The organism is uncultured Nostoc sp. (assembly GCF_964245575.1).
Taxonomy (GTDB): domain Bacteria; phylum Cyanobacteriota; class Cyanobacteriia; order Cyanobacteriales; family Nostocaceae; genus Nostoc.
Genome location: NZ_CAXTNP010000006.1, coordinates 44231 through 70869 on the forward strand (window position 1 = coordinate 44231; position 26639 = coordinate 70869).

The window sequence follows — 26639 nt, forward strand, 5'->3', positions numbered from 1 at the left end:
AGTCTGAAATGATTGTTCATCTGATAAAGCAATATGCATGAAGGTGTAAATGTGTAAATATTGCTGTAGCTATAAGCTGATCTTAGCTATAGGTAATGCACCAACTAGTTCATACTCTAAATAAATGCGATCGCAACCTACTTTTAAAACGCCAAATTACAGAGGAGCAAATGGATCGTATTTGCTCGTCAAAGTTTTTCAGAGTGAGATGCTAGTAGCTAAGTGCGTGAAGACTCAGATTTGAATGAAAATCTAAGTTTAGGTATTCCACTTTCCTGTAAGCGACTTTTGATAATGTCTACAACTTCGCTGTATGACATATCATCTTTAGGGCCAAATGGTATATCTGCTCTCCATTTTCCGTTTAAACTGACAGAAAGCATAGCAGGTACTAGGAATTTTCTAGGGGATATATATGCTTTGCTTATGTATCCTTCTTCTTCGTTAAGCTTTACTTGGGCAAAATCTGATAAGTATGGTTCTAACACTAACCAAAAAACTCGATCTACTGTCGCTGCTAAATAAACTTCTTTGTAAAGAGAACCTTGTAATGTGCTACCTTTTGCTCCATGTATGAAATTACCTCTACCAACTGTCGTTGTTTTACCGTTCTCTAGCTTAATAACCATGTAGCTTATTGGTTCTTTAAGATTACCCAAAAATGTTTTGACGAAGATAGCCATCCTTTTATCTTTCATGCTGTCTACGTAGTCATCATCTATTGGTATAGACTCCAAATACTTATTAACCTGATACTGTTCCAAGTCAATACCACGTTCTATTAATAATTTCTTGAAATACTCTTTTTTGGCAATAAGGTTTGTTAGTCTATTGGGAGAGTTGGTATTGCTTTCTTCTTCCGTCTTGTGTTCTATCAGGAAAACTTTAAGTTTGCTAGTGTCTATGTGTTCGTTAAATAGTAATTTAATCAGATCCTTCTTATATGGAGATAATCGTTCTATTGCCTTCTGACGATTTTGCTCATATGCATGGTATTGCTTCTCAGAAGACATATAAATTCCAGTAACACTTAGCAGGCATTTATTTTTGAGTGCAACTAGAGAGTCTTCATTGACAACCCTCATATCAACTCCAGCCAATTGAGTCAATTCATAACCTTGAATATGTTCTAAAGCTTCTTTCGCAGCTCTGTAGATTTCGATAGTAAAGCCATTAACTAATAGTCTTCTTAAGAAGAACAAACCATATTTTTCATCTTTTCTTTGACCTTTACAAGCCCAGTTATCTGAATAGTTAGTGCGCTGCTTGAACACCTGTTTTAAAAACCGATTAACAGACCGCCAATCCTTTGTAAATTCTTCTAACTCTTTTAAATTTATACAGATGTGTATTACATTCAGTGGCAATACAGCTTTCTGAACTCTCCAATCATCTCGCCAATGTATAGAATCATTAATCAGCTTAGGATCTTGTTTTCGTGGAGGTTCTACACCTAGTATAAAAGTGTATGGTGCAAGGATAGTTAGTGTTTCCCGTAATAGCGTTTCTGTTGGATGTAGTTTCTTTGTTCTAATTTTAGTTCCATTCAGTTGCGGGTTGTACTCTTCAATGCGCTGTCGTTCCATAGCATTGAGATGTGATTCAGCTACCAATTCGTAGTATATGACAAACTGCTTCTTTCGCTGTTTTTGTAACTGATACAGTCTGTGATGGCTATCACCTGCCCAACGACTACGTAAATTTTTTGCCTGCCCTACATACCAAACTATAAATTGTTCATCTAGTACATAGTATATTCCTGAATTTTCAGGAAGTAACTCTCTATTTTTTATACTTATATGAGGTAATTGTAAGATAAATTCAGTCGCATTCATATTCACGTTCTATAGTTACTAAGTTAAGTTTCTACAGCTAATATTCCCAACTTTGCAAGCTATATGAAAATGTATATCATAACTTAACAATAAAACTATCCCGTAGATGAAAGTCAGCCTCCGTGCCTGGATGAGTTAACGCCCAGTAAGTCACCTTGCCATCTCTATGTTTGATGACTGTAGTAACGCTAATTTCAATTTCTTGTTCTGCTAAGACGATTTTATCCAAATCGACATTTAACGTAAGGGTGAAACCATCGGTTTGATTCTGAACACTAAACAGTAGCTTTTCAAAGGCTGTTTCCTCTTGCATCCCTTGACGATAGCTATCAAAGCGATAGACATTCCAGTGTCCGGCGGGAGAGAGGTTAAATTCCCAATACCGTGCAGAATCTTTGATGCCAAGGAAGAACTCAAAACAAGTGTCTTCCCACAATTCATGCTTGCGTGATGGTGCATTTGATAGTGGAGCAATTGCAATTTTTTTTAAGTCACCTCCAAGGTTGTAGCAGATGGTAAGTTGATTAGCATTTCGGGAGATATTGCCTGTAATTTTCAAATTAGGAAAGGACTCAGTAGAAGGAAAGGGTTGCAGGAAAAATGTCTGGAGGTTCATTTCATATCTTCAATAATTTTGCGAATCTGCGTTTCTTGAGATTCAATACTTTCGGTAAGCTTAAACTGGACGATCGCTCTTGCTAAGTTATGTTCTGGATGTTTGACTTTGAAGTAGACATTCCCTGCTAAATAATCAGCAAAGAATCTCAGTCCTAGTTCAAAAGCAATTAGACGAATGGCATCGTATATGTATGCATAATCATTGTCGGTCAGAAATGCCTTAGCCACTGCAAGATAACCTCGTAAGATTTCCTGACACAAATCGGTATCGAAATAAATACTTTCCCAATTCTCGGTTTCTTCACCAGCCGGATTGCAACCCGATCGCAGGCAATCACCAATATCGTAATGTACCAGACCGGGTTTCACGGTGTCCAGGTCGATGACGCTGACGGCTTGCTGGGTAGCAGTGTCAAACATGACATTATTTATTTTTGGATCACCGTGCATCAGACGCAAGGGTAGCTTGGCTTCAGCTTTGGCATTTTCTAGGATATGTGCAAAGGTTTGGCGATCGCTAACAAACTGCAAGCAGTAATTAAGTTCCGAAGATTGACTAGCACTAGTTTTCGCTAACACTTCTTTGTAATGCTGGAGATAAAGCGGTGTAATATGGAATCCTTGAAGGGTATCGGCGAGTTTTTCTGGTGGCAAATCGCTAATTAGATTGTGGAACATTCCCAAGGCATAACCGATTTCTTTCGCGTGTGAGCGATCGCGCATAGTATCAAAGGACTGGGAGCCTTCAATAAAGCTAATCGCCCGCCAAAAAGAGCCGTCTGCATCCTTCCAGTGGTCTTGAGCATCCTTGGTTAATAGTACGCGTGGTACTTCCCAGCGACGATTCAGAAGTGTGTGCTGTAACCGTTTGCGAACATGCTCAGTGAAGGTACGCATATTCTGCATAATCAGTTGTGGCTGCCGAAATACCTGTGTATTGATGCGTTGCAGGACAAAATATTGTTCTTCTGAAGAATCTAGATTGACTAAGAAGGTGTCATTTATATTACCACTTCCAAATGCTTTAACGCCTGTAACCTTCCCCAGCCCAGCGAATTGATCGGCGATCGCAACCAGATTTTCTGCACATTGTGTATTGAATTCTTCTGTCATGTTTTTAACCTGTACTACTCCTCATATAGATTGCACAAAGGCAATAGGGGATATCGTAGCGCAAGTGTTAATATAATTCGTAATACTCGCTAAAGGCCAGAAGCAAGCTACGTAATTCGTAATGGGCTACGCCCCGCTACGAATTACGTAATTCGTAATTGAAAAGAGTTTGATTCTTTAGATGTCAATTACGATTTTTTAAAAGTATTATATACTAGCACGGGGCGCGACACCAAATAGCCCATCGGAAATATCGCTCTTGTGGCCCCAGTGCTAATTTAATAGTTAGGAAAGTTAGGAAATTTCATCGCTATCAACCCACTCATCATAGGATGAGTCATAACCAATGTAGTGAACAAAGTATTGCTGACCTTGGATTTGCTCAATCGTTGCAGAATACCAAGCCTCTTGGTCATCATCCCAACATTTTACCTTTTGACCCACTGCATATCCATTGTCATCAGAGGAGCGAAGATCGCGAGTCCGAATGTCATCTTCACCTACCCACTCGTCATAAGATGAACCGTAACCAAGGTAATGAATAAAGAATTGGTCATCTTGGATTTTTTCAATTGTTCCCTGATACCAATCTTCTTCTTCACTATCCCAGACTTCTACTGTTTTGCTGAGTTCATACTGATTTTTATCTGACTTAACAGCAGATGAAATATCTTGAATAGGCTTTTGTTCCTCTTGTTTAATTTCCTCTTTTACTAAAGTATAGGCTTGCAAAATAAAGCTGCGAGCGACAGTTTGAATTCCAGTATGTTCGTAGTAATTGGTAGTTTGATCTAGGAATGCTGCTACCAAATCTAAATTATCATCAGCAATCTGGATAAAATTACCCAAATGACTAGAAATTGATTGCGGGGTTATGCCTGTTTTGGATACTAAGTTATTCATCCAACCTTGCACAGAGTTGAAACCTTGACTGATAAAACCAACTTTATCAGAGGGGTTACTACCTGGTAAAAAGTTATTGATGGCTAAAAAAACCGGATTTTGAGTTATTACACCAGTATCAGTACCACTAATAACTCCGTGAATTTTGCTGAGAAAGTCAGGGCCTAATGGCAGAATTCCGTCTAGACAAACTAGAGCTACCATCCGCATTAAGGATGCATTTTGATAGTTATTAGCAAGGGAATTAGCAAACTCTTGGGGATTAGGTTGAGGAATGCCATTTAGTTTGCAAAAGGCGATGATTTCGACGGTGATTTTCAATAGTAAGTCAATGGATTGAGTTACGTCAGCTTTCGGAGTAATTTTGCCTAAAAAAGACAGAAAGCCGATTTTCTCACTAACTTTATTCGCTAAAGCCGCCGTTGCCATAGCTGTGTCTGCCTTATCAATTGTTTGATAAAGTTTGATTGCAAATTGGTAGCCTTGTTGAGGATCTTGATATAAAGTAACAGCGCGATCGCGGATTTTCTGAATTACCTTAGCATCGCTTTCTCCAGTAATGCTGCGAATATTATTCTCAAATCCCGTCAAATTGTTCCATTCACCTGGTGCTATATAATCAAGAGCTTTTAAAACTTTGACAGTGATATTGTCAGTCGGTAATTCGTCAACCAACTGAATAATTGATTTATCCATCAGCCGATCCTCAAAACTCAAAATATTTTTACAACACAGTTCAAATAAACCCACAACAACTCTCTCCCAGTTGCTACCCTACGGGAAGCCTTTCTCTGGTCAACGCTGCGCGAATTACTGAACAGTATTAATAGAGTTCCCTGACCTGACCAAAAAATAACAACTGGCGATCGCCCAGATCAAGACAACATTGTTTCAAAAATGTCTCAAAGGGTAACTTATGGCTTGGGATAGCCAGAAGAGGCAGGGAGCAAGGGGAAATGACCCCATCAAGAACTGCTATGAAGCAGAGCGCAACATGGGTCTGATACCATTTCACTTTAATAACGGCATTTTCCCAGCAAAGCTGCCCTGCGCGATGCGGTAGCAGAACGGTGGCTGCATCGGGTTTCCACACCACTGGCAGCGAGCGATCGCCCAAGAGCAGGGTTCCGCCGTTGAACGGTTGCACCGATGGTTTGAGCAACTCATAACTCTGAAACGTCAAAAAGTCCTCGACGAGCCAGAGTTGTTTGCAACCTATTGTGCGATCGCTCAAGAGGCGCGAGGGGTAGTTCAAGCTCACATTGCTGAACTGGTAAGCCAAGTCGCTGCGATCGTCGAGAGCGGTATTTCCAGTAACGAGTTTAGGGTCACTGATCCGCAGATAGCTGCAAAGGCAGTCTTTCAAGCAATGGTTCGATTTCACCATCCGGCTCACGCATCCGAATGGAGTGATCCAGACATCGACATGGACTTTGCCCAAGTATGGCGCTTGGTAATTGCTGGTCTTGTGGTGGGTGAGTGAATCGTTTAGGGACTTCCAAATAAAAAAAGACTCAACTACTTCTTCTGGGGTGGGTCGAAAAGCCCGCCCGTAGGCAAAAGCGGGCTTTTCGACCCACCCTACAAGATTGGATATTGCCTATTTTTCCGTCTCCAGTTGCTCCCGTTGCTTACCATACTCCCGCAGCTGCTTCAAAAGGTCTTCTTGGGATGAGTTAGGGATAGACGGACTGGGGGTTGGTTGAAGGTTGGTGTCGGTACTTTCAAAATTAGCAGGTGGGGGATTAATTACGTAGACGGGTAGAGACTTATCATTAGACATCGCCTCTTGAGTTGGTGTTGGGATAGGAATTAGATTCTTTGGTTTGCTCACAGCAGTTTTTACCGAATCTAGAGTAGTAGCAACTTGCACTTGTTGCTGCATGTGTTGTGTAGAAGATACTAAACTACTTAGACCATTCACCAATTGCCGCAAATTTTGTCGGAAAGTAGGATCACCAGTCAACTCATCCAAATCAGATGTAATTTTTTGGCTATTTTCAAACGTTACTCGGGCTGAATCTAAAGTTTGTTGTAGCAGCACCGCATTCTTTGGATCATTTAAGGTTTTTGAAGCATCACGTAAATTAGCTGAGGCTTGCGCTGCATTTGCTGAAAGAGTTTCTAAATTGTTGATTAATGCTCCTTGAGTGAATCGATTCACAGCTGGTGATAGGCTACTGACTGTAACACGAAGTTGGTTGCTGGTTTCGGTGATATTGTTCAAAGCGCCAACCAGCGAAGAACGATTTGTTGTCAACAAATTATCCACGTTGTTCAGCAAACGATTTGCTTGAGTTGCAGTTGCACCGAATTTATTTATTGTTTGACTTGACGATGCACTAAGTTGATTTGTCGCTCGTTGCACTGAATTAGCAGTGGCTGAAAAGGTATTAAGTTGTTGTCGCAAGTTTTTGGTCAAACCTTGTAAATCCTGATTTAGCTCAGTAAAACTGGTTGCTGCACCTGTAGTAGTTTCTAGAACCCTATTGACATTTCTATAAAATTTTGGGTCAGTATATACAGCGGTTAGCTCACTTGAACTGCGAATTAGTTGATCAACACTGATCCCAACCTGACCTTTTAACCGAGAGCCATTACAAATTATAAGGCTGGGATCACAATTTCTATCTAGGGGTTTAGCAAGCACAACCCCAGCAGGTAACGTTGCTTTTGGCGTGATGTCGATAATACTTTCGCTAATTAATCCGCTTTGATTAGCTTCAACCACTACATTCCGGGGAATAATTAGGTCAGTTTTGGCAATTTCAATCTCTACATCAATGGCATTTGGCCCTGGTCGAACCTGGGAAATGGTTCCTACCTTAAAGCCACGATAGCGAACTGGTGATCCCTTTTGCATTCCGCCAGCGTTAGCAAATTCCACAGTAGCTTTGTATGAACGGCTAGCACCAGTGAATCTATTTAACCACAAAAAGAGTAATCCAAATACCCCTAGTCCGAGCAGGAGTAACAACCCCACAGAGCCTTCTCTAAATGTTCGCCCAGACGCGAAGCGGCTTGTCATAAGACCTCGCATTTTTTTCCTCCACCCAATAATTAGTTATGAGTTATGAGTTAACAGTTGGGAGTTAGGAGTTGAATTTAACTCTCGCTCCTGATTCTTAACTCCTCACTTTCTAACCGACGACTTGAATCGGCCCTTGCACACTTCCACTGAGAAATTGTTTAATTAAAGGATTTTCTGTGTTGTATGTTTCACTAACTGTACCCTGCCACTGCACTCTACCTTCATAGAGAAATATAAGTCTATCAGTTGTACGGCGCATAGTGCTGTCTTGGTGGGTAACAACAGCATAAGTACTACAAACTCCATGTAAACATTGTAAATAACGGATTAAATCTTCGATTACTGTTGAGGCAATGGGATCAAGTCCGGCCGTTGGTTCATCGTATAGTAGAACTTCTGGCCCTTCTGAAGGATTATCAGGGTTAGACATAATCGCACGCGCAAAACTTACCCGTTTTCGCATTCCTCCTGAAAGTTCGGCTGGGTAGAGATCGCCTACTTCTGGCAAACCTACCATCTCCAATTTTTCTTTTACCAAATCTTGGATGCGCGATCGCGGTAGCTTTGAATTTTGATAAAGTAAAAATCCCACATTCTCCTCCACCGTCAGCGAATCAAATAGCGCCGCCTGCTGAAACACCATGCCAATACCAACCTGCTGGCCACCATCCTCAATCAAACCGTCTCGCCGCACTCCTTGCACATAAATTTCTCCTTCATCGGGACTAAGTAACCCCGCTATTACCCGTAAAATTGTTGATTTACCAGTCCCTGATGGGCCAATAATCCCTAGTGCTTCTCCCCGGTAAATGGTCAAGTCTACATTATCTAGAACTTTATGGCTACCAAAGGACTTAGAAACACCTTTCAGTTCAATCAATGGTTCAGTCATTAGTTATTAGTCATTGGTCATTGGTCATTGGTCATTTGTCATTTGTCATTAGCAAAGGACAAAGGACAAATAGCCCAATAGTGATGTCATAGTTCTTGGTCGGGCATTGCATGGTACATTATAAGTATATGATTAGCATTTTAATTAATAAAATTTATTTTTTTAGCATAATACTTAGTTATTTGCAATGTTTAACGTCTCAGAATCCCCTCAACCCAAGCCTGACGAAGACACCATAGTAATTTAACGTCTCAGTAACGGAGAACTAAGACTCCAGTTTTTTGTGGACATTAGCAAAGTCATACAATAGTATAAACTACTTAGCATAAATATGCTGAGTTTTGTTATAAATACTTTAGAGAAAAGCTCCAAAAACAAAAAACAATTAACAGGTTGATGTAATAAATAGCAGTTATATTTAATTTTTGATAATCAAAAGGTTAAGATTCACGACTTTTTAGATAAGTCGGAAATTTTTGTTCACAAATGATTAAGTATGGCTATATAAACATTTAGGTTACTACCATTTTAAGTTTTTGTAATTAGCAGAATTATTAGATATAGCGGTTCTTGCACGGGTAAAGTACAGAAAAAATAATTAACCACAGATGAACACACATATTCGTAGGGACACGGCATAGCCGTGTCCCTACCCAGTACCCATTGAGAATTGCTATAATTTGAGAGGTTAATAGCATTACTGTCAATTTTATAGTTGCTAAATATCAAAAGTGTTCACTAATATTATAATAATTACTGATAAAAATTAAAGTAGACATTATGAGTAGCCAATTAGAACAGTTTGCAAGTGATAATTCCTCTGGGATTTGTCCAGAAGCCCTGGAATATATGATTAGGGCAAATCAAGGTAGTGTTCCAGCCTATGGAAATGATGAATGGACTCAAAAAGCCACAGATTATTTTCGGGAACTCTTTGAAATTGATTGTGAAGTATTTTTTACCTTTAATGGTACAGCCGCAAATTCTTTATCTTTAGCAGCTCTTTGTCACTCATATCACAGCGTCATTTGTCATGAAACATCTCACATAGAAACAGATGAATGTGGCGCACCTGAATTTGCATCTAATGGCTCGAAATTGTTACTTGCTCAAGGTAAAAATGGTAAGTTAACATCAGAGGTTATAGAGGCAATTGTCACTAAACGTACTGACATTCATTATCCCAAACCTAAAGTTATTAGCATCACACAATCAACTGAATTAGGGACTTTATATTCTATTGAAGAACTTCTAAAAATTAAAGAAGTTGCGAACAAGTATAACTTAAAAGTCCACATGGATGGCGCTCGTTTTGCAAATGCAGTTGCCGCTATGAATAAAAGCCCTGCTGAAATTACTTGGAAAACTGGAGTGGATGTGTTGTGCTTTTGTGGTACAAAGAATGGAATGGCATTAGGTGAAGCCATTCTTTTCTTCAACAAACACCTAGCAGAAGATTTTGATTATCGATGCAAGCAAGCAGGTCAGCTAGCCTCAAAAATGCGGTTTATCTCTGCTCCCTGGTTGGGTTTATTGGAAACTGGTGCTTGGTTAAAAAATGCCAGACATGCCAATCAATGTGCTGAATACTTAGAAAATCAACTATTAAACATAGAAAATGTTGACTTGATGTTTCCTAGAGAAGCCAACGCCGTGTTTGTTAAATTACCTGAGCAAGTCATTCACACCTTAAAAGCAAAGAACTGGCAGTTTTATACATTTATTGGTGTGGGAGGAGTACGTTTTATGTGTTCTTGGAATACGACTCAAGCAAGAATTGATGAATTGATAGATGATATTAAAAACGCAACTATTTCCAAAAACTAAATTTAAATTAATCAAATAAGTACAGCAATCCAAAAACTGCCTCAACTGAGGCAAAGGCAATTAGTTGTAACTGACAATGCAAGTGATTATACCATTTCTTTGTGAGACTGCACAAAATTTTCTTGGCTTGTTTACTTTCTTTGTTTGTGTCCTACCCTGCGGTCAGCCACTTCGTGTCTTTGTTATACATCATATTCATTCTTGGCATTAACTAACGGAATTGTTGAACTAGAAATTCAGAATATAAGCTGAACCTCAACCTTGGGTCTAACGGGTTTGAAATTTGTCGCCGTTTACGAGCAAGACGCAGTACATTACCAGTGATTTTATTGACAGAAGTGAGCGATGCCTACGGCAAGCTGCTTTGCGTCTGGGCGTTGCAGGTTTAGATGCAAGAGTCGATGATTATGTAGTTAAGCCCTTCAGCATTGAGGAACTACTAGTTAGAATTCGCGCCCATCTCCAGCGCCTGCAAGAAACAGACGAGGATTTGTTGCAATTTGAAGGTTTAAGCTTAAATAGCCGCACCCGTGAAGTTTTTCGGGGGAAACGAAGCGTTGAGTTAACAGTAAAAGAGTTTGACTTATTAGAATATCTCCTCTCACTTTTGCGTCAGGTGTTTACTATAAACCAAAATAAGAGAGAAAGTTTGGGGTTACGACTTCATCGGTGATTCTAATATTATTGAAGTTTATATTCGTTATCTGCGACTAAAATTGGAAGACAATAAAAAAAGCGTATGATTCATCCAGTCCGTGGTGTAGGTTATGCACTGCGGGAGCAATCGTAATGACTTGGTGATTTCGGCAAAAAGGAACATATTAAAGACAAAAGAGGATCATGAATAAAAAATGGGCTGTTAAACGACTGACAGTAAATCTCACAACCGAGGAAATGAAGAAACTTCAATGCTACTGTGCTTCGACAGGAAGGCCAGCAACAGATGTAATTCGAGAATTGCTCCGAACTCTTGAGGTTGACAATGCTGAAAACTCTGAGATGGAAACAGCAGACTCAACAAGAACAGTTAGCAGTGGGTCAAAATCACAGTAACTATTGACTCGAATATCCCGCCAAATCTCAGAAATCTGCTCCCATGATTTCCCGACAGATAGGACTAAAGGATGATCGTCTTTTGGTATAGTTTTTGCTATCCCATCTAGATGTTAGCAAAAGTACTCCCACCAACCATTTTGGTGTGGTGGTGACTCTTAATTGCGAGACAAGTGAGGGGGTTAAATGCCCCCTCTTACCATACTCATTTAAAGATTTAGGGACTTTGAAATAAATAATACCCCACAGATTGAATAATTGATTTGTTGGAAATTCTCTAGAGGTTATTAAAATAGCGATCGCGCCACTTGCCACTTTGCTACAATTCCTTTAAGCCACTCATTATATTGAGGATGACACCTGCGGTTAACATCAAACGCAGCAAGTAATTCACCCGACATCCAAAGCAGACCAACCAATACCCCGCTCCAGTGGATTATTGCCATAATCAACCATCTGTGCATTGGCTGCGTTATAGACTTTATTGGGTAAAGTATCTTCAAACAACTTCAGGCTGTTGAGAGTTGTTAAGCACTTGTTAAGGCGTGCATCAAAGTCTGCTTGGTCAGTAAGATTCAACCAGCGTCCAGCATTCAATGCCATTAGGTAGTTACCCATATCCCAGTACCAGAACTGTATATGGAAGAAATTTGTATTTTGCCAATTGAGTAAATAAACGGGCAAGTTTTGGTATAATTTCGACATTTAATAAAAGTTCTACATATATAGTCGGTGCAAACCGAATTTGCCCTGATAACACCGATTTCAACTGCCCTTGGCTAAAGATTTGTCAGTCAACCAAGCTCAAGGGTGTTATTTATTTCACTTAGATAAGGTGATGGCACGTAATGGACAAGCACAAAGACTCTCTTAGCCAGCAGTTAGAATCAGCTCGTTCCAAAATTATTAATTCCTACCTTACAACAATTGAAGATAGTTTTCGAGAAAACCGTCCTCAACTCAAACTCATCAATTATGGTACAGGGTCAGGAAAGACTCATCAATTGTTTCAAGCTATATATAAAACTATTCAAGAGCATCCAAATACTCAGATAATCAGCATATATGTTGCCCCATTAAGAGAACATTTATGTGTTCCCACTTCAGTTAGGAGCCAATATCCAGATGTTCCCGTCTATAAACTAAATTCTTTAGAAATGAAAACGACAGATGAATATATCAAATTATACAAAAAATGGATACCTTCAATCCTTAAAAACAAAAAATTTTGGAAGATCGATCCAAAAGTATACCCTCATGAAAAAGTTCAGGAAAGCCAACAAAAACTTAAGACAGTAGAAGATGTTATACGCCGCCTTGAGTATGTCAAAACTGTAGGCTTTGGGAATGAGGAATTTAATAGTTCCGAGACTACGAAAGCAATAGGCCAACTGAATAATTTACTTGAAAACTTTTTAGAATTTACAATCAAATGTAAATTGGAGCGCTCAAGTTGGCCAGATGAATGTTTAAAGTTAGTTGAGATATTTTTTCCCCTCCACCTCCTGCAAGATAAATCTGGTATTTTGATGCTCACTTATGATAAGTTTGAAACCGCTATTCCATACTTTATCCATAAAGACAAAACATGGGGAAAGAAAAGCAATGATCTTGATAAATACATTGTTCAGCACACAAATAACTCCAGAAAATTTATCCTTGCATTTGATGAGCAGGAAGATGGCTATCAAATTATGCTAGATGAGAAAATTGATATCATCTCCCCTCAAAAACTGGCAATCAATAATGCACTGTCATCTATCAATAGGGAGTTTTCTATTCTTTTTTCTAATCAAAACAATGAAAACAGAGAATTCCTGAATTATGTTGCGAAGAATAAGGGAGTTTTTCACGAATTTCAAGAACATTTTGAGCAAAACAAAGTTATTGACCCAAAATTGCAAAAACTAGCCCCAGTATATCAACGACTGACCTTTGAGGAAGGGAACTCTATCAATTTTTTGAAACAGGTAGTAACGATTATAAAAAGACTTGAAAAATCAATGGAAGAAATTGCTGGGATTTTCGATGATTCCGATCAAGAGAATCCCATTGTATTAGATTTTGAAATGTTATCCAGAGTTTTTTCAAAATTCGAGAGTAATAGAAGTTTGTTGATTTCTCAGCAGCTTTACAACAAAATCAGTGATGAATTGATGAGCATTTTTTCATATAACAACCTATACATCTACAACATCGAACCTCTGAAAAAATTGTTTTTAACCAGACCTTCCGGCGGTCATGTTCACATCACTGAGGAAAAAGTTTCAGATAATACTTCTGTGGCAGAATTGATTTATGCCATTCTAGCTGTTCGATTACAAATCAAAACCATCAAAGATTTTCTGGCTAATGTTTTAGATGCTGAAGATTCTCAATCTCGTTCTTTAGATATTTGGTCAGAACAAATAGCTAGAGTCCAAAAGGCAAGTGAAGAAAGCTCATTGCCAAATCAGCTGCTCAAATACTTAAACCGTACCTATGTCTATGAAAGCTATAAATCTATCATAAATATCAAAGAAATTTCTCGGTATCAAAATCCTAAGAATAACTTGATTGTTCACACACTTAGAGAAGTTTCTATTGGGAGTACGGTTATATTGACTTCGCCTGAATTCAAGATAAATTCCATGCTAACTAATAATAGTAATGTAATTTTTCTTATCTCAGCAACGGGGGGAATTTTTGGGGATTTAAGCACAAGTTATGATATGCGTTATTTAGAAGATAATTTACGTAATGAATCTGGTAAAAGTTCATTTAAAGCAATGGTTGAAGAAGAAATCTTGCTTTGTGAAAAAATACGAAATCAGCGTGAGGCGAAGCGACAGATTACAGTAAACTTTTTTAACGAAAATTTATTATCTTTTCCAAATAACAAAACTCAAGAAGTGGCAGAAAGATTTGAAAACAAAATATTAAAAGATTTTATCAATGATTGTAAGAATGATAGTACTTGGTTTGGTATTTACAAAATACAAGAGCTAAAAAGTTTTATTCGTTTCTTATTTTACCTGTGTGAAGAGGATTCAATTCAAGAAACAATTGCTTTTACTCAAACCCTACGCTGGATTAAAAAGTTGATGAATTTTTGGGAGAAGCTTCATCATGCAAACTTTGTATTTGAGAAATCATCAGAGCATCCAAACATATATTATATCAATTTAAAGCATGAAAAATATCAGAGTAATATTTGTATTAAAATAATTTTATATGAAGCATCTTTCACTAGACTTTACTTTGATCAAACAACTAAAAAAACATATTTGGATGAGCTTGTTGAAAAAGAAGGACAGAAAATATTCTTTATATCGGCTTATCAGTCAGCTTCAAAAGGATTGAACCCCATCATAAAAAATCACAACGGCGATGAAAAAGATTTTGACTCTTTAGTTTTGTTAATGGACAGTTACTACACAGTAATGAAACCATCACTTAATAAGTCAAAAGAGTCTGAAAAATCTACGACACTTTATCATTTTGCCTTAATGAAAAGTATTGTAAATTTGGGAGACTCTAATCTTGAAATAAAAGATTTCAACAAATACCTGAGCCAACCGGAAGCTGGAGCATTTCGAGACCAGCAACACCAAATTTTATTAGGCAAAGCAATTTTGCAAGCTATTGGCAGATCTGAAAGACGTGATTTTCCCAACCAAGTGGTAAAAATTTTCGTTAATGAAGAAACCAGAAAAAATTTAGTGAATTTTTACAGATACTTAGAGGGCGAAGAGCCGAATGAAATCCGTAAGTTTTCCGTTAACAACCACAAAGTTTACTTAAGTGTTCAAGAGGAAGAAAATAAACGAGCAATTAATGATTATGACGATCATGTATATTATGAGACTAATACCTCTCTAAATTTTCAAATTTTTAGAGAGAAAATGTTGGATAATATTGAGAATTTTCACCAAGATAAAAAAGCCTTTACTATTACAAAAATGTGGAGTGCTTTACGCAATCCAGTTGTTTTTAAAGAGCCAGACAGGTATCTGCAAAAGTTACGAGAGTTAAAGCTATTTCCTGACGAATTTATTGACTCATTATTTTATAACAACGCAGAACAACCTGAATTCACCCCATATTTAGCTTCTGTGAAGGAAGACGGCAAAAAGTTCCAGATTATCAGCGATAGCATCAATGGGGAAAAAATCTATCTTTATCAGAAGCGGTTATATCCTGAATCTCTCAAAACAAATGTTCAAGGCTATGACTTGGAAGGAAATGAAATTGGCTTACTAGATCCTTCAAGTAATTTAATCTACAGCTTGTACAATGAGTTGATTCCACAACCGGAAATTTTTAATACTTATATTCCGCGTCCACATTTCTTTTACGATATGTTATATCCATCACTAACCGAAAATTTTGCAGAGCGCTGGATTAAAGATGTAGTTTTCAAAGGTAAAGACTGGAAAACTATAAAAGACAACTATGGTTTTGAGCCATTGCTAAATTTTAAAAAATATCACAAGTTGTATGAGCGGTTTGATTTGTACTATATCAAAGACAATAAGCTATTTTGTATTGATGTTAAAGCATGGAGTGTAGCTTCGGGGAATCGCCTTTCAAATCAGACGCTAGAAAAAACCCAAAACAAGCTGAATACTATTGTTACAGACTATCCAGAGTTTAATGCTGTGAGAGGGTTACTTCTAAATTTGCACGCAAAACAAGAAAAAAATAACCAATACTCACCAACGTTATTTTCGGGAAATTTAATTTACTTTGATCGCTACAATATTCCAGTTGAATCTAATATAATCAAAGACTTTTTGTTCCAAAAGGAGAAATAAAATGAGAGATAAAATGACTAAAGCATTCTCAGATAAATCAAGAACAAACCAGCTAAAAATATTACTGAAGTCAGAAGATGTTGCTGAAAAACTTTACCTATATCTCTTTAAGATGGGTAAAGGAATTGAGCATTTTGATCCTAAATATCAGGTTGCTGAAGATGAGTATTCCCAAGATGAGGATTCACAGGCTGATTTTTACGAAAAACGGCATAAATTCATTAAAAGTCAGATCCAAAAACGGCTTTCTGTAAATGGAGAAGAACCTAAATATTCAGACATTCAGTACTTCCTTTCCTACGTTGATGGTAAAAACCATGTGTTCTTTTTATCCCCTAATAAAAACCATTCTGGATGGAAAGGGTTATTTAGCAATAATCGAGAAAGAATTTTCAATTTAGTTTTTAAGTTTTATCTTCTTTCTCAAGGTTTATCTGTTGAGACAGTGGATGGTTTTGAAGAATTACTCTTAGTCCATTCCAAAAATCTAACCAAATCTAAAGATGCTCTTTTGGTCTGGGGACAGAATTTATTCATCAAATACAATCAGTATGATGTTTTAACATTAACCTTATCTCGAAAAAGCCGACGATTCTTACCACAAGATAAGTACACTAACATAGATAGTGACGAGGATTGGTTAGTCCATAACAAGAAAAACTACTACTTTGAACGTAAGCGCGATGCTCGTCGCCAAAATTCTATTTATTTTATGCAATTTCCTAAAGATCAGGAAGATTTTGACAAGTTCAAAAAGACTCAGGTTTATCATTATCAAAATCTAATGACAAAACTTGAGGTTTTTTTAAGCAAGTGTGGTATTAACTTTAATCCTCTTCATTTTCAGGCTGACCATTACTTAGAAAAGCCTTTTATCAAAAACATAGAATCTGTAGAATCATTAGAGATTATTAACAATACGGGAGTTGACCTGACTGAATCTGACAAACAATTTCTGAAAAATTTTCTTAAACAGCAAGCGGTATCTTTACTCACATTTCTTAATTCTGGAAAAACCGTTAGTACTTATGAACAAGTACTTGAGGATGAGGACGAGCCTTGCTGGAGAATTAATGAACTTGTTCCCTGGTCAGATATTAATCTTGATAAGGGAAAAAACTATTTAGTTTTCAATAAAGATTTGGAGGAAGAAGCGGGTTCAATGGCTTACCAGAGAAATAATGGTCTGTGGTATGCATCAATAAAAATAGATAATAAAGTAAAAGTTGATTTCTATTCACAGTTAAAGAGAAGATTTAATTATTTGGATACAGGAGAGTTTTTTAGCATACAGGGTATAAATATATCAGAATTTAGGGCTGTTGGAGATGTAAAATCTGCTTGGTCGGTTCTTAATTATACGAACTATAAAATTGATAAAGATACTCTGCTTCTGGACACGCAGACTTTTACTGATGGGGGCTTTTTGGACGTAGAGGGTTCTATTTTCTGCTATTTAAAAGGTCAAGAAGATAGCGAAGAATGGAAAAATTTCTGCGAGAATTACAAGATAAATATTTCACCTGAATTTCAGAAGGTCTTGATTGAATTGGGAATTAAGAACTGGATGAGGCAAAGTCTTGTAAATTCTAGCTTTGGCTTGCCCATTACTCCTCAATCATTACCTGAAAAACAATTTTTTACTATATATGTGCGTAGCCCTAGAAAAAAGAAAGCGAAAGCGGTAGCAGTAGAATTCTTATATAAAGAGGGTTGTATATATATCAAAAATGTAATGCGCGACATGAAACAGATCGAAAAGGAATTTCCATTTTTAAGAAGGCAAAAAAACAAGTCAGAGAAATTAATTGACGAGCAACAATATTTTGTAGATAAATCGGAGCAGTTATATATTAGTTGCTATACAAATGACTTGTATACACCAACTTTAATTGGACGCAATGGTATTCTTGAAGACATGGAAAAGGGAACCCTAAAAATTAACCGAGAAATTCAATATGAAGATAGTAGTAGATTGTTCCCTTTGGTATCGTATTATAACGGTGAAGTTAAACCCATTAAGCGAATACAAAATATGATATGTTTGGATTTGCAAAACGAAATATTTGTTCAGTATTATGTCCCGCCTGGTAAAAATCTTGATAGTTCTGTTAAGAAAGGGTTTAGAGTTTATCATTTGATTGGGAAGACATATTCCCAAACGTTAATTCAGACATCTGAACTTATCGAGCATCCCATCACAGCCTTACATTTTAGTACATTAACTCAAAATGTTTTAAAGATCAGTGATAATAGTCAATCATCATTATTACAAAAAGTTGCAAAGGTGTTAATTGAAAATTGATAAACAGACTTATTTATATTGAATATCAGTGCATACTTGCGCCTGCTTATTGCTGAGAATAAAACGGTAAAGTTTGTTTGGGGTTATGAAGATTAAGCCAATAATCTTGAGGCGATCAGTTCGGATGACCAATATTTTATAGCGCTTTCTAACCTGGTGAGGTACGTTTTTAAAGCTAATAACCTTGTTAAACAAGATTTGGGTCTACCTCAGTTGCTTATGAAACGCTATATATTGATTAGAGTGCTTCTCAAGCAAGAACCCATAAAATTGAACTAGGTCTATCACAAGAATGTGAGCAATTCTGCTATGAAAACCCTGGCTAAATGGTCTGTAGACGACTATCATCGCATGGTTGAGGCGGGCATTCTGCGTGGTCGTCATCTGGAACTGCTAGCAGGCGAAATTGTTGAGATGAGTCCAGAAACCCCAATTCACTACACCACAGCAAAACGAGGTGCAAAATATTTAGAAGAGTTGTTATCAGGTAAAGCTGATGTTCGTTTCAATGGGCCTATTACACTATCCGACTCGGAACCCGAACCTGATATTGCAATTGTTCGACTTCCAGAATCATCCTACAACGATCGCCATCCTGCTCCTAAAGATATCTTCTGGATTGTAGAAGTTGCCAACACAGGCTTAAACAAGGACTTGGAGATTAAGGCTGCGATTTATGCGACGGCTGAGATTCAAGAATATTGGGTTTTAAATTTATCTGCTAAACATATGATTGTGTTCAGAAACCCTCAAAATGGCAAGTATGTTGAAGAATATACTCTTACGCAAGGAACAGTTACACCATTAGCATTTGCAGATGTTTCAGTGTCCGTTCAGAGACTTTTGCCATAGGATGGCGTTGTTAAATGGAGGGATGAATAGACTTATGTGGGTACAATTCTTCCGAATTTACGTAGATCCACGGTATGGACATTGCACAGTAGATGACCTCAATTTATTCCTCTATTATGCAACGCCAGTTTTTTCATGGTCTGAGAATCTTAGCTGTAACTTGCGGTGTTCTGATAGCCCTTTTGGTTGACTTCTGGCTCCTGACTCCTGCCCAAACTGTGAGCGGTTGTCCAACTTGTTTATACAACAAGCTTTCTAAAATCACACCATTATTGTTGGCGGTGAGAGTTTTATTCGGCTGACGCAGAGACTCATAAAAACCGTTGTACCAGCCATCTTTAGATTTAAGGTTAGCTTGGACGAAATCAAATAACTGGCTGGTGTAAGTAGTATTGTAAAGCACATGCCAGCCGATCGCAGCTTTGGCACTGAGGAACCGCAAATCGTTGTGTTTTTCTCTGGTATCTGCGATGGTTGCCCAAGGTTCTCCGTTGACAAACAAGCTGCTGTAAACGAAGTATGGGGGGCGATCTAAGTTGTCTTCGGTGACGGCAGTTAATTGTTTTGTCGCTTCATAACGTGCTACTTGAGCAGCTAAAATGCGATCGGCATAGGCTTTAGGCAAAGCTTGAAACCCAGTTTCGATGCCATCTAAGATATAGGGTTCGCTAAGAACGTAGTTATTAGCTCCAGAGTTTTTATAATCCCGTTGGTCGTAAGGAACTCCCTGTCCGTAAAGATCAACAAAGGCAGTATGGGATTGATAATCCAATGCTTGTGTAACATTCAAGCCCCAAAGCTTCAGACCGTATGCAGCATAATTCTCATAGCCCAAGCGGCCTTCTTGGTTGTACTGTTCTTTGTCTTTGATAACGGCAGTACCGTACATTTGGCCATTTTTGGTCAGACGCAAGACTTGCCAATGTTTCCAAATTGCTTCTGTTTCTAGCCGCATCTCTGGATATTTTGCCCCGACAATTTTCAGCCAGATTGCCATCCGCCCTAAATCTATGGCTGACCAACCAATTTCTTCGCGTTTTTCTAGTTGACCATAATTAACGGGTACAAGGGTTTTTGCATTGTAGACCTTGTTGGGTAGTTCCCCTTTGTATAAAGGCATAGATGCCAGTGTTTTCAACATTTTGCTCATTTTGGCATCAAATTCAGCCGCAGGCACGATATTGAGTTCTCTAGCACTGACCAAAGCTGCGATCGCTGCTGTCTGATCCCACATACTTACAGAGGCAAAGCCATCAACAGAATTGACTAAGCCAGTTTCATCGTTCCAGTTGCGCTGGAAGTATGACCAAGCCTGACGGGCAGTTGTCGTTTCCTCTGGGGTCAGTTTTCCAACTCTAGGAGCAATGTATGGAATTATTGGTACTGTTAGTTGGTTCTTAGGAATGGGTTGACCTGGCAAAACTACGGATTTCGCATCAAGGCTGGCAACTATTTCAGCTTCTTTAGCACTAGAAACAGGGGGTTGGGGTTTCTGCGGTTGCCGTGCAGCAGTTTGGGATGTTGATATTTCAGGTTTTTCTATAGAAGTCTTGGGAACTTGCTTAGACCAAACATTTAAAATTGCGATCGCTATTAGACCGGTAACTACTCCTCCAACAGCAGCTAGTATGGACAAACTCTTAGATGGCGGTTGAAAATCAGAACTCATACTGATTAAAGCCTTATCTTGTAGGTTAGCGTTTTGCGTATTTTCACCAAATACATTCTTCCCAATTTTGAAATCTAACTAACACTCAGAAGTTCACCTGACTACTACAATAAAATAGTCACGCACCCGATCTCTGGAGTTCTAGCAGTGGGATTATTTGATGATTTGAGTCGGTTTCTAGAAAACCGTTTAGAAGAATTCTTGCGTAACAATCCACATTTGGAGTTAGAGGCGCTGCTAGAACAGCTGCGTGAGCAAGAGGAAGGCACATTAAAGCTGATCGCAGATTTACAATTACAAGAGAAGCGATCGCAAGAAGAAATTCTGTCCACCGCTCAAGAAATTCAGCGTTGGCATATCCGTATTCAAAAAGCCAAAAACGCTGGTAGAGAGGATTTGGCGGCTGCGGCGGGTGAGCGAGAAGCAGCCCTATTGCGCGAAGGAAATCAGCGCTGGGGACACATGCAAGGGCTGAAAGAACGCATTAACCAATCTCAGGAACTACTGCGAAAAATTCAGCAACGGCGACAGGAAGTGCAAGCTAAAGCAGCAGAAGCACAGACAGCCCGTGCTAAAGCGCAAACCCAGCAGCGTTTTGAAACCAGCGGCTGGTCGAATAAAACTAGCAGTTATTCTGGTGGGTTTGATGACCTAGAAGAGAAGTTCCGTAGCTGGGAAACTCAGGATGAGTTAGAACAAATGAAGCGGAATTTAGGGAAATAATCGCAAAGGCACGACGGGTAGAAGCCAGTTGGAAAATCGGCGTTGCTGAATAAGGGGATGAATGTCTCACACAAAGGCGCAAAGACACAAAGAAAAATCCCTAAAATCATCCCGCATTTATGCAACGCCGGAAAATCTTATTCTAAACATTGTCTAAGTTAATCGCATTAAGCCATGCTTATTGACTAAAGTTTAGGCGTTGGCGTAGCCCGTTGCAGCGAAAAGTCAGGCTGCGATCGCCTCACCCTAAATAATTCAAGCCAGGAAAAGCTAGGAGGAGCGATGCTGTTCGCAAAGCGTCTGTCTGCGACACGCTGTTCGCGTTCGTAGAGAAGACGTGCTGCGCCTATGCATCCTTGCTTATTCCCAAGAACATCAGGGTAAACTCTCTTGGATACCTGTGGCTCACCAGATTTATTACTATATTTTACCCAAGTTGGCACAGTTACCCCTAAATATGTATGGTGTTATTTACCTGACTCATTGTTAAAGAAAGAATGAATTACGATATTTCGCACAAACGAAACCTTCACCGATTTGATCCTGTTGCCTATCTAGTAATTGAAAAATTTCGTCTTTCTCCTCTAACTTTTGGACTGTTGGCAGCAGTTACCGCTACTGTAGTTTATCTGTTTACTGCATGGATAACTGATACGCTGTGGTCTAAGCAAGAGCAGATGGGGTTGCTTCGAGACTGGATTCCCTGGTTACTAGGACTTTTCATCAATCCAGTAACATTGGGATATTACTTGTGGAGTTTTCAAGCAATCGATAAAGTAATTCAAGAGCTTGAAACATCTGACGTATTAGAAACTGACCAATCAGAGATTGATCAATTTGTTATTAACCTCTATTCAAAAAAATGGCGCAAGCTTTCAGCACTTGCCAGCGCTATCTTTTTCAGCACTATTGTTTTTATAACTCGACCAAGATTAGAAAATAGTTGGACTAGCTCTAGTCTTCTAGCAACTTTGACTATTACGATTGCCACATTTGCAGTCGTATATATGGGTAGTATGCTTGTCCTCAATCTGATTACAAATATTTGGATTTTCTACCGGATCTTCGGAAAGAAGAATCTCGATATTAATCCTCTTCATCCCGATCGCTGTGGCGGTCTTCGATGTCTAAGTGATTATTCACTTCAAACTGCCTATCTAGTTGGTGTATTAGGTATCTTGATTGGCGTGATTGAGTATCAGGTGATTACACAAGGTATCGAAAAAGAATTCTGGTTTGTTCATCTGGTAATTCCACTATATATTTTTCTATTAATGGAATGTTTTTTTGGGCCATTGCTGGCAGCACATAGCGGTATGAAAAGAGCTAAAGAAGAGTCTTTACATAAAATCGCTCGACAGTTCCGAACACAGTATTCAGGGATTTATACTAGTCTGGCTGAAGAGACAGAAGCTTTCAATAAAAAATCTGAAAAAATTCAGCAGCTACGTGCCTTGTACACTATGACTGATGAGTTGCCAGTTTGGCCCTTCGATGTCAAAACTTTCCGCCGATATCTCCTAACTGTGCCTACTCCTCTTATTGGTAGTTTAATTGGTATAGTTCAAAAATTGTTGATAAATAGAACTCTTGCAACAGGGTATCAAACTTGGCTAGTTAAAGGCGTTATCAAATAAAACTCAAATTTGTTTGTCTAGGGACTTCCAAAGATTAAAGGAGGCAGGAGGTAAGTAAGTCGGTGCGAATAAATTGAACTATGTTAAGTAATGTAAAATTATTGTAATCGAGTTTGTAGTAAGGACTTGAGTCATTCTTTTAGGACTCAAGTCCTTACTACAAACCTTTAATTATTTATGCCGTTTTAGTTAGTGAAAAGATTAGTGATACTATGACGACCAACTTAAACTTGGCTGAACTTACCAGAGTAAAGTTCATCAGACACTTCTTTGAGTTCTGGTTCAACTACTGTCAAATGTTGCTCCAAAATTGCCAAATTGCGAATATTAGACTTATAGAAAGCATCAAATAAATCACCTACTAAAGGCACAGTACCAACGACTGCTTCCAAACCAACATTAAAAATCATTTTGGCTAAATCTTGACGTGGGATGCCAAAACGGGTAGCTAAAAATATGATGTAAGCTGAAAACGCTGTACTGATTAAATCACCAGCACCTGGAACCAAACCGATAATTGGGTCTATTCCAATGCGAAAACCTGTTAGAGGGATGCGTATAGATGTATCCATCAGACGGCTGAGTTTGCGGATGCGGTTGAGAGTAGCAAGGCGTTTAGCAGCGTCCATAATTTCTGATATTTACACTACTCTTAGGTTGCACCATTTTTAGTTCTCTGTCCTGTACCGTCAGAAAGAAAAAGGGCGTTGCAGAACATTGGGATGAATTGGGGGAGCAGGGGAGACAAGGGAATGCTTTTCTTTCTTTGTGTTGTTTGAGGCTACCGCGTGGCTTTTGGTCTAATATAGTTGCTGATATATGAAGGTACGTTAATTTGGGGATGCAAGCCTGAATCGGGAATGGGTTTTGCCACATTCAATTGCAAAGGAATTTCCCCAGCCCATACTGGTAGTTCATAATCAGAGACATCATCATTAGGCCCACCCGTGCTAAATGGTTAACAGATCGTCAGTGTAGTTTATTAGAACAGCACGCCCTTACAGATTTTATTGGCGAAGGACATCTAGAACGTCATATCCGACAAATGCGATCGCTTTACAATCAAAGGCGGCAAATTTTGGTGCAGTCTTTAATTTGCAAGTTCGGCGATAGAGTCCAGATTTTGGGGGATAACGCTGGAATGCATCTGATGGTCAAAATAGATACATATATGAGTGATGAAGTAATAGTCCAGGATGCTGCACAGCTTGGATTAGGTATTAGCGCAGCCCATCCCTACTACTTAAATAATAGCCCTGGTAGTGAATTTATTTTGGGTTACGCTGAATTAAATGAGCAGCAAATTCAGGAAGGAGTACGCCGATTAGCTCAGGTAATTTTGGGTGCTTAAGCTAATGTCACTAAAACAGTTTAGAATCCGAGCAGCGCACTGGCTACCCTAAAGTGTTTTTATTTTTGCTTGATAAATTACCTCTGATACTTACTTTTTTACAAATATTTTGTATTGCTAATAACAAATTTTATTATTTATTTAATATTAAAAGTTTTATATAGGACTCATATTTGATTGCGTGAAAAAAACTCAGTACACCTTTATTCCTTCTTCCTAGTATTGAGTCCCAAGTATTGAGTTCCCAGTCTCTACAAGGAATTCAGGAATCAAATCGGATTGCTATATATTCTTATTTATACCGATTACCTATGAGATTGCTCCCGAACAATTTGCTCAAGTCCCAAATCTGACCAAGCTTGATTTTGTGCAGCTTCACAAATAATTGGTATTAGTACAATTATCAAGCAAGTAAATTTTGGAAATTGTATTTAATTTACTAATCAGGATTGATTTTTCTGATAAGGTTTAGTAAAGCCAAGTTTTACCTTTTCTTTGTATTACTACTACCACATCGTAAGAATACCTAAGTTTTTGATTAGCCATCAAAGAGGAGAAAATATCAAAAATCTTGGGGTATTCAAAGATAACGTGTAATTTAATACATTTTTCAATTCGCTATTTTGCGTTATTGCCACAGTATTTTCCAAATGTTTTCCATGAGAACTGAGGCAGAGAGAATAATATGTTTTTAGACATTTTAGCTAGCCTACAACGGTTATTTGTCGGTTACATACCAGCCGCAGTTTTGGGTAGTTTTATCGGATATTCTATAGGCATTAATAGCATGATTTATCAGCTATTTAGGCTGATATTTCAGATACCACATAGTATCCCTCCTATAGCTTTGCTACCTATTGCCCTAATAGTATTTCAAGAGAGTGAATCAGCTGCTATTATAGTAGTTTTTTTGGGAACCCTCTGGACGATGATTATTAATACGGCAATAGGGATGCGGCATTTTCATAGACAGAACAAGAACTTTCGGGTAGCTATATTTCATCTATTTCATGCCTTGAAAGTTAGCATTTGGGTAGCCTGGTTTATAGTTATTGCTACAGAAATGTTAATCGGCCCAAAAGGACTTGGCTTTACCCTTTGGGATGCTTATAAAGCTGGCAATACCGATTACATAATCCAAGTGATCCTCTACATTGGTATCATTGGCTTTTTGCTAGACCAATTACTAGATTTCGCAGCTTATATTCTCTCGCAAATGGTTTCTGATGGAAAAAAATCTTCCTAAATTTTATCTAGGCTTGCGGATTGCACCCTGCCAGCTAATAGTTTGCTTCGCAGAACGTATTCCCAAAGAACGAGTTGCTACGACTTCAATATCAACGTTGACACCAGGGCGTAAAGCTTCGTCAGGAATTTTGAGCTTGCCCAAAGCTAGAGTAAAACGGTTGTAGTCACGAGTCACAAGTTCGTTAGGAATATCCCCTTCATATTCAGTTTTGTACCCAGAAAAACCGTGTAAGCTATCCTGGGCGCGGAATTTCACGCGAAACTGAGTATTAATAGTATCAGACTTTGCTGCCAAATCAACTATTTTTAAGTTGAGGTTTTGTCCTGCATCGGCAAACTCTGCCACAGCTAAACGGGTAACATCTTTTTTAGGAATGGCATGGTTAACGGTAAATGTTGTCAAGTTAGCCTCTCTTTGGGTGCTACCCTCAACCCATAAATCTTCAGCAAAAGTAACTTCTACTTGTTTGCTGTCAGTTAAATTTAGTGTTACAGCTTGATTGCCAAAGCTGGTGATGGGTTGTGTTTCTTGCCAAACTATTTGAAAAGCCTCTTCTAGACGCTGTTCAAACTCAAGGTAATTATCAGCGATCGCAGAACCAGGCGCAAGTAGAGAAGTTGCCCCCATGCGTTGATTCCATTTATTTTTTGAGAGGTTGAACTGTTTGTTTGTCAGTTCCGAAATTGCTAGCTTCACAGTCGGAGTATCAGCTGCCAAAGCTTCCTTGCTATTCACTCTAGACAATTAATTTATGCGGATTGTACCTGTACCGTTGCAGGTAGCAC

General features: G+C 38.4%; 21 protein-coding genes and 3 pseudogenes. 11 read left to right on the top strand and 13 right to left on the bottom strand.

The window, feature by feature from the left end:
* Positions 1-218 precede the first annotated feature (218 nt).
* The 5 genes from ACFFAP_RS01845 to ACFFAP_RS01865 form a co-directional block, all read right to left on the bottom strand.
* Entirely contained in the window at positions 219-1835 is a 1617-nt protein-coding gene (locus tag ACFFAP_RS01845) for a GIY-YIG nuclease family protein (protein WP_375509627.1), read from the bottom strand.
* A gap of 76 nt (positions 1836-1911) precedes the next feature.
* Entirely contained in the window at positions 1912-2451 is a 540-nt protein-coding gene (locus ACFFAP_RS01850; RefSeq protein WP_375509628.1) for a DOMON-like domain-containing protein, read from the bottom strand.
* Positions 2448-3566 carry a phosphotransferase enzyme family protein gene (locus ACFFAP_RS01855; protein ID WP_375509629.1) on the bottom strand — a complete coding sequence of 373 codons (1119 nt, stop codon included), beginning with the start codon at positions 3564-3566 and terminating at the stop codon, positions 2448-2450. Before ACFFAP_RS01855 ends, ACFFAP_RS01850 begins: the two co-directional genes overlap by 4 nt.
* Before the next feature lie 294 nt (positions 3567-3860).
* Positions 3861-5165, bottom strand: coding sequence for a Tudor-knot domain-containing protein (locus ACFFAP_RS01860; RefSeq protein WP_375509647.1), 1305 nt, complete (start codon positions 5163-5165; stop codon positions 3861-3863).
* Positions 5166-5292: 127 nt separating this feature from the next.
* Entirely contained in the window at positions 5293-5616 is a 324-nt protein-coding gene (locus ACFFAP_RS01865; RefSeq protein ID WP_375509630.1) for a hypothetical protein, read from the bottom strand.
* Here ACFFAP_RS01865 and ACFFAP_RS01870 point away from each other — a divergent pair.
* Complete coding sequence (locus ACFFAP_RS01870) at positions 5611-5952, top strand: hypothetical protein (protein ID WP_375509631.1); 342 nt, start codon at positions 5611-5613, stop codon at positions 5950-5952. The genes ACFFAP_RS01865 and ACFFAP_RS01870 overlap by 6 nt on opposite strands.
* Before the next feature lie 117 nt (positions 5953-6069).
* Here ACFFAP_RS01870 and ACFFAP_RS01875 read toward each other — a convergent pair whose 3' ends face one another.
* Positions 6070-7509, bottom strand: coding sequence for an MlaD family protein (locus ACFFAP_RS01875; protein ID WP_375509632.1), 1440 nt, complete (start codon positions 7507-7509; stop codon positions 6070-6072).
* A 100-nt stretch (positions 7510-7609) separates the two neighbouring features.
* Positions 7610-8392 (bottom strand): ABC transporter ATP-binding protein, encoded by a 783-nt coding sequence (locus tag ACFFAP_RS01880; RefSeq protein ID WP_375509633.1) that lies wholly within the window; start codon positions 8390-8392, stop codon positions 7610-7612.
* Positions 8393-9172: 780 nt separating this feature from the next.
* On the opposite strand from ACFFAP_RS01880, the gene ACFFAP_RS01885 reads away from it, so the two are divergent.
* The 3 genes and pseudogenes from ACFFAP_RS01885 (at position 9173) to ACFFAP_RS01895 (ending at position 11272) form a co-directional block, all read left to right on the top strand.
* The gene (locus ACFFAP_RS01885) at positions 9173-10219 is read left to right on the top strand and encodes a low specificity L-threonine aldolase (protein WP_375509634.1); all 1047 of its coding nucleotides are present in this window, start codon (positions 9173-9175) and stop codon (positions 10217-10219) included.
* 263 nt (positions 10220-10482) lie between these two features.
* A pseudogene (locus ACFFAP_RS01890) lies at positions 10483-11009 on the top strand (response regulator transcription factor); the annotation flags it as partial.
* A gap of 50 nt (positions 11010-11059) precedes the next feature.
* Positions 11060-11272 carry a CopG family transcriptional regulator gene (locus tag ACFFAP_RS01895; RefSeq protein ID WP_375509635.1) on the top strand — a complete coding sequence of 71 codons (213 nt, stop codon included), beginning with the start codon at positions 11060-11062 and terminating at the stop codon, positions 11270-11272.
* Between the two features lie 287 nt (positions 11273-11559).
* Here ACFFAP_RS01895 and ACFFAP_RS01900 read toward each other — a convergent pair whose 3' ends face one another.
* On the bottom strand, positions 11560-11673 hold the full coding sequence (locus ACFFAP_RS01900) for a DUF3131 domain-containing protein (protein WP_375509636.1): 114 nt from the start codon (positions 11671-11673) through the stop codon (positions 11560-11562).
* On the bottom strand, positions 11663-11977 hold the full coding sequence (locus ACFFAP_RS01905; protein WP_375509637.1) for a DUF3131 domain-containing protein: 315 nt from the start codon (positions 11975-11977) through the stop codon (positions 11663-11665). The genes ACFFAP_RS01900 and ACFFAP_RS01905 overlap by 11 nt, the downstream gene beginning before the upstream one ends.
* A gap of 143 nt (positions 11978-12120) precedes the next feature.
* Between ACFFAP_RS01905 and ACFFAP_RS01910 the strand changes: the two genes are divergently transcribed.
* The 3 genes from ACFFAP_RS01910 to ACFFAP_RS01920 all read left to right on the top strand — a co-directional run bounded on the left by ACFFAP_RS01910 (position 12121) and on the right by ACFFAP_RS01920 (position 19225).
* A complete protein-coding gene (locus tag ACFFAP_RS01910) occupies positions 12121-16068 on the top strand; it encodes a hypothetical protein (protein WP_375509638.1) in 3948 nt (1315 codons plus the stop codon).
* 1 nt (position 16069) lies between these two features.
* Positions 16070-18373: a hypothetical protein gene (locus ACFFAP_RS01915; RefSeq protein ID WP_375509639.1), complete on the top strand. Its 2304-nt coding sequence runs from the start codon at positions 16070-16072 to the stop codon at positions 18371-18373.
* Positions 18374-18682: 309 nt separating this feature from the next.
* A complete protein-coding gene (locus ACFFAP_RS01920; RefSeq protein ID WP_375509640.1) occupies positions 18683-19225 on the top strand; it encodes a Uma2 family endonuclease in 543 nt (180 codons plus the stop codon).
* A 133-nt stretch (positions 19226-19358) separates the two neighbouring features.
* Here the strand turns inward: ACFFAP_RS01920 and ACFFAP_RS01925 are convergent, their stop codons facing one another.
* On the bottom strand, positions 19359-20894 hold the full coding sequence (locus tag ACFFAP_RS01925; RefSeq protein WP_375509641.1) for a DUF3131 domain-containing protein: 1536 nt from the start codon (positions 20892-20894) through the stop codon (positions 19359-19361).
* Positions 20895-21041: 147 nt separating this feature from the next.
* Between ACFFAP_RS01925 and ACFFAP_RS01930 the strand changes: the two genes are divergently transcribed.
* On the top strand, positions 21042-21617 hold the full coding sequence (locus ACFFAP_RS01930; protein ID WP_375509642.1) for a TIGR04376 family protein: 576 nt from the start codon (positions 21042-21044) through the stop codon (positions 21615-21617).
* Between the two features lie 185 nt (positions 21618-21802).
* Here ACFFAP_RS01930 and ACFFAP_RS01935 read toward each other — a convergent pair whose 3' ends face one another.
* Positions 21803-22060, bottom strand: a complete 258-nt coding sequence (locus ACFFAP_RS01935) for a hypothetical protein (protein WP_375509643.1) — start codon at positions 22058-22060, stop codon at positions 21803-21805.
* A 54-nt stretch (positions 22061-22114) separates the two neighbouring features.
* Between ACFFAP_RS01935 and ACFFAP_RS01940 the strand changes: the two genes are divergently transcribed.
* Positions 22115-23254, top strand: coding sequence for a hypothetical protein (locus ACFFAP_RS01940; RefSeq protein WP_375509644.1), 1140 nt, complete (start codon positions 22115-22117; stop codon positions 23252-23254).
* A gap of 224 nt (positions 23255-23478) precedes the next feature.
* On the opposite strand, the gene ACFFAP_RS01945 is transcribed toward ACFFAP_RS01940, so the two are convergent.
* Positions 23479-23883 carry a DUF4112 domain-containing protein gene (locus tag ACFFAP_RS01945; protein ID WP_375509645.1) on the bottom strand — a complete coding sequence of 135 codons (405 nt, stop codon included), beginning with the start codon at positions 23881-23883 and terminating at the stop codon, positions 23479-23481.
* Positions 23884-24197: 314 nt separating this feature from the next.
* On the opposite strand from ACFFAP_RS01945, the pseudogene ACFFAP_RS01950 reads away from it, so the two are divergent.
* Together ACFFAP_RS01950 and ACFFAP_RS01955 are read left to right on the top strand one after the other, a co-directional pair.
* Positions 24198-24605 (top strand): annotated as a pseudogene (locus ACFFAP_RS01950) (PLP-dependent aminotransferase family protein); the annotation flags it as partial.
* Positions 24606-25290: 685 nt separating this feature from the next.
* Positions 25291-25851 carry a nitrate transporter gene (locus ACFFAP_RS01955; protein WP_375509646.1) on the top strand — a complete coding sequence of 187 codons (561 nt, stop codon included), beginning with the start codon at positions 25291-25293 and terminating at the stop codon, positions 25849-25851.
* Positions 25852-25854: 3 nt separating this feature from the next.
* Here the strand turns inward: ACFFAP_RS01955 and ACFFAP_RS01960 are convergent.
* Positions 25855-26598 (bottom strand): annotated as a pseudogene (locus tag ACFFAP_RS01960) (collagen-like protein); the annotation flags it as partial.
* Positions 26599-26639: the final 41 nt, after the last annotated feature.

Coding starts and splice junctions, on each gene's coding strand:
- ACFFAP_RS01845 (WP_375509627.1), bottom strand. CDS start 1,835: ATGAATGCGACTGAATTTATCTTACAATTACCTCATATAAGTATAAAA.
- ACFFAP_RS01850 (WP_375509628.1), bottom strand. CDS start 2,451: ATGAACCTCCAGACATTTTTCCTGCAACCCTTTCCTTCTACTGAGTCC.
- ACFFAP_RS01855 (WP_375509629.1), bottom strand. CDS start 3,566: ATGACAGAAGAATTCAATACACAATGTGCAGAAAATCTGGTTGCGATC.
- ACFFAP_RS01860 (WP_375509647.1), bottom strand. CDS start 5,165: ATGGATAAATCAATTATTCAGTTGGTTGACGAATTACCGACTGACAAT.
- ACFFAP_RS01875 (WP_375509632.1), bottom strand. CDS start 7,509: ATGCGAGGTCTTATGACAAGCCGCTTCGCGTCTGGGCGAACATTTAGA.
- ACFFAP_RS01880 (WP_375509633.1), bottom strand. CDS start 8,392: ATGACTGAACCATTGATTGAACTGAAAGGTGTTTCTAAGTCCTTTGGT.
- ACFFAP_RS01885 (WP_375509634.1), top strand. CDS start 9,173: ATGAGTAGCCAATTAGAACAGTTTGCAAGTGATAATTCCTCTGGGATT.
- ACFFAP_RS01895 (WP_375509635.1), top strand. CDS start 11,060: ATGAATAAAAAATGGGCTGTTAAACGACTGACAGTAAATCTCACAACC.
- ACFFAP_RS01900 (WP_375509636.1), bottom strand. CDS start 11,673: ATGTCGGGTGAATTACTTGCTGCGTTTGATGTTAACCGCAGGTGTCAT.
- ACFFAP_RS01905 (WP_375509637.1), bottom strand. CDS start 11,977: ATGTCGAAATTATACCAAAACTTGCCCGTTTATTTACTCAATTGGCAA.
- ACFFAP_RS01910 (WP_375509638.1), top strand. CDS start 12,121: ATGGACAAGCACAAAGACTCTCTTAGCCAGCAGTTAGAATCAGCTCGT.
- ACFFAP_RS01915 (WP_375509639.1), top strand. CDS start 16,070: ATGAGAGATAAAATGACTAAAGCATTCTCAGATAAATCAAGAACAAAC.
- ACFFAP_RS01920 (WP_375509640.1), top strand. CDS start 18,683: ATGAAAACCCTGGCTAAATGGTCTGTAGACGACTATCATCGCATGGTT.
- ACFFAP_RS01925 (WP_375509641.1), bottom strand. CDS start 20,894: ATGAGTTCTGATTTTCAACCGCCATCTAAGAGTTTGTCCATACTAGCT.
- ACFFAP_RS01940 (WP_375509644.1), top strand. CDS start 22,115: ATGAATTACGATATTTCGCACAAACGAAACCTTCACCGATTTGATCCT.
- ACFFAP_RS01945 (WP_375509645.1), bottom strand. CDS start 23,883: ATGGACGCTGCTAAACGCCTTGCTACTCTCAACCGCATCCGCAAACTC.
- ACFFAP_RS01955 (WP_375509646.1), top strand. CDS start 25,291: ATGTTTTTAGACATTTTAGCTAGCCTACAACGGTTATTTGTCGGTTAC.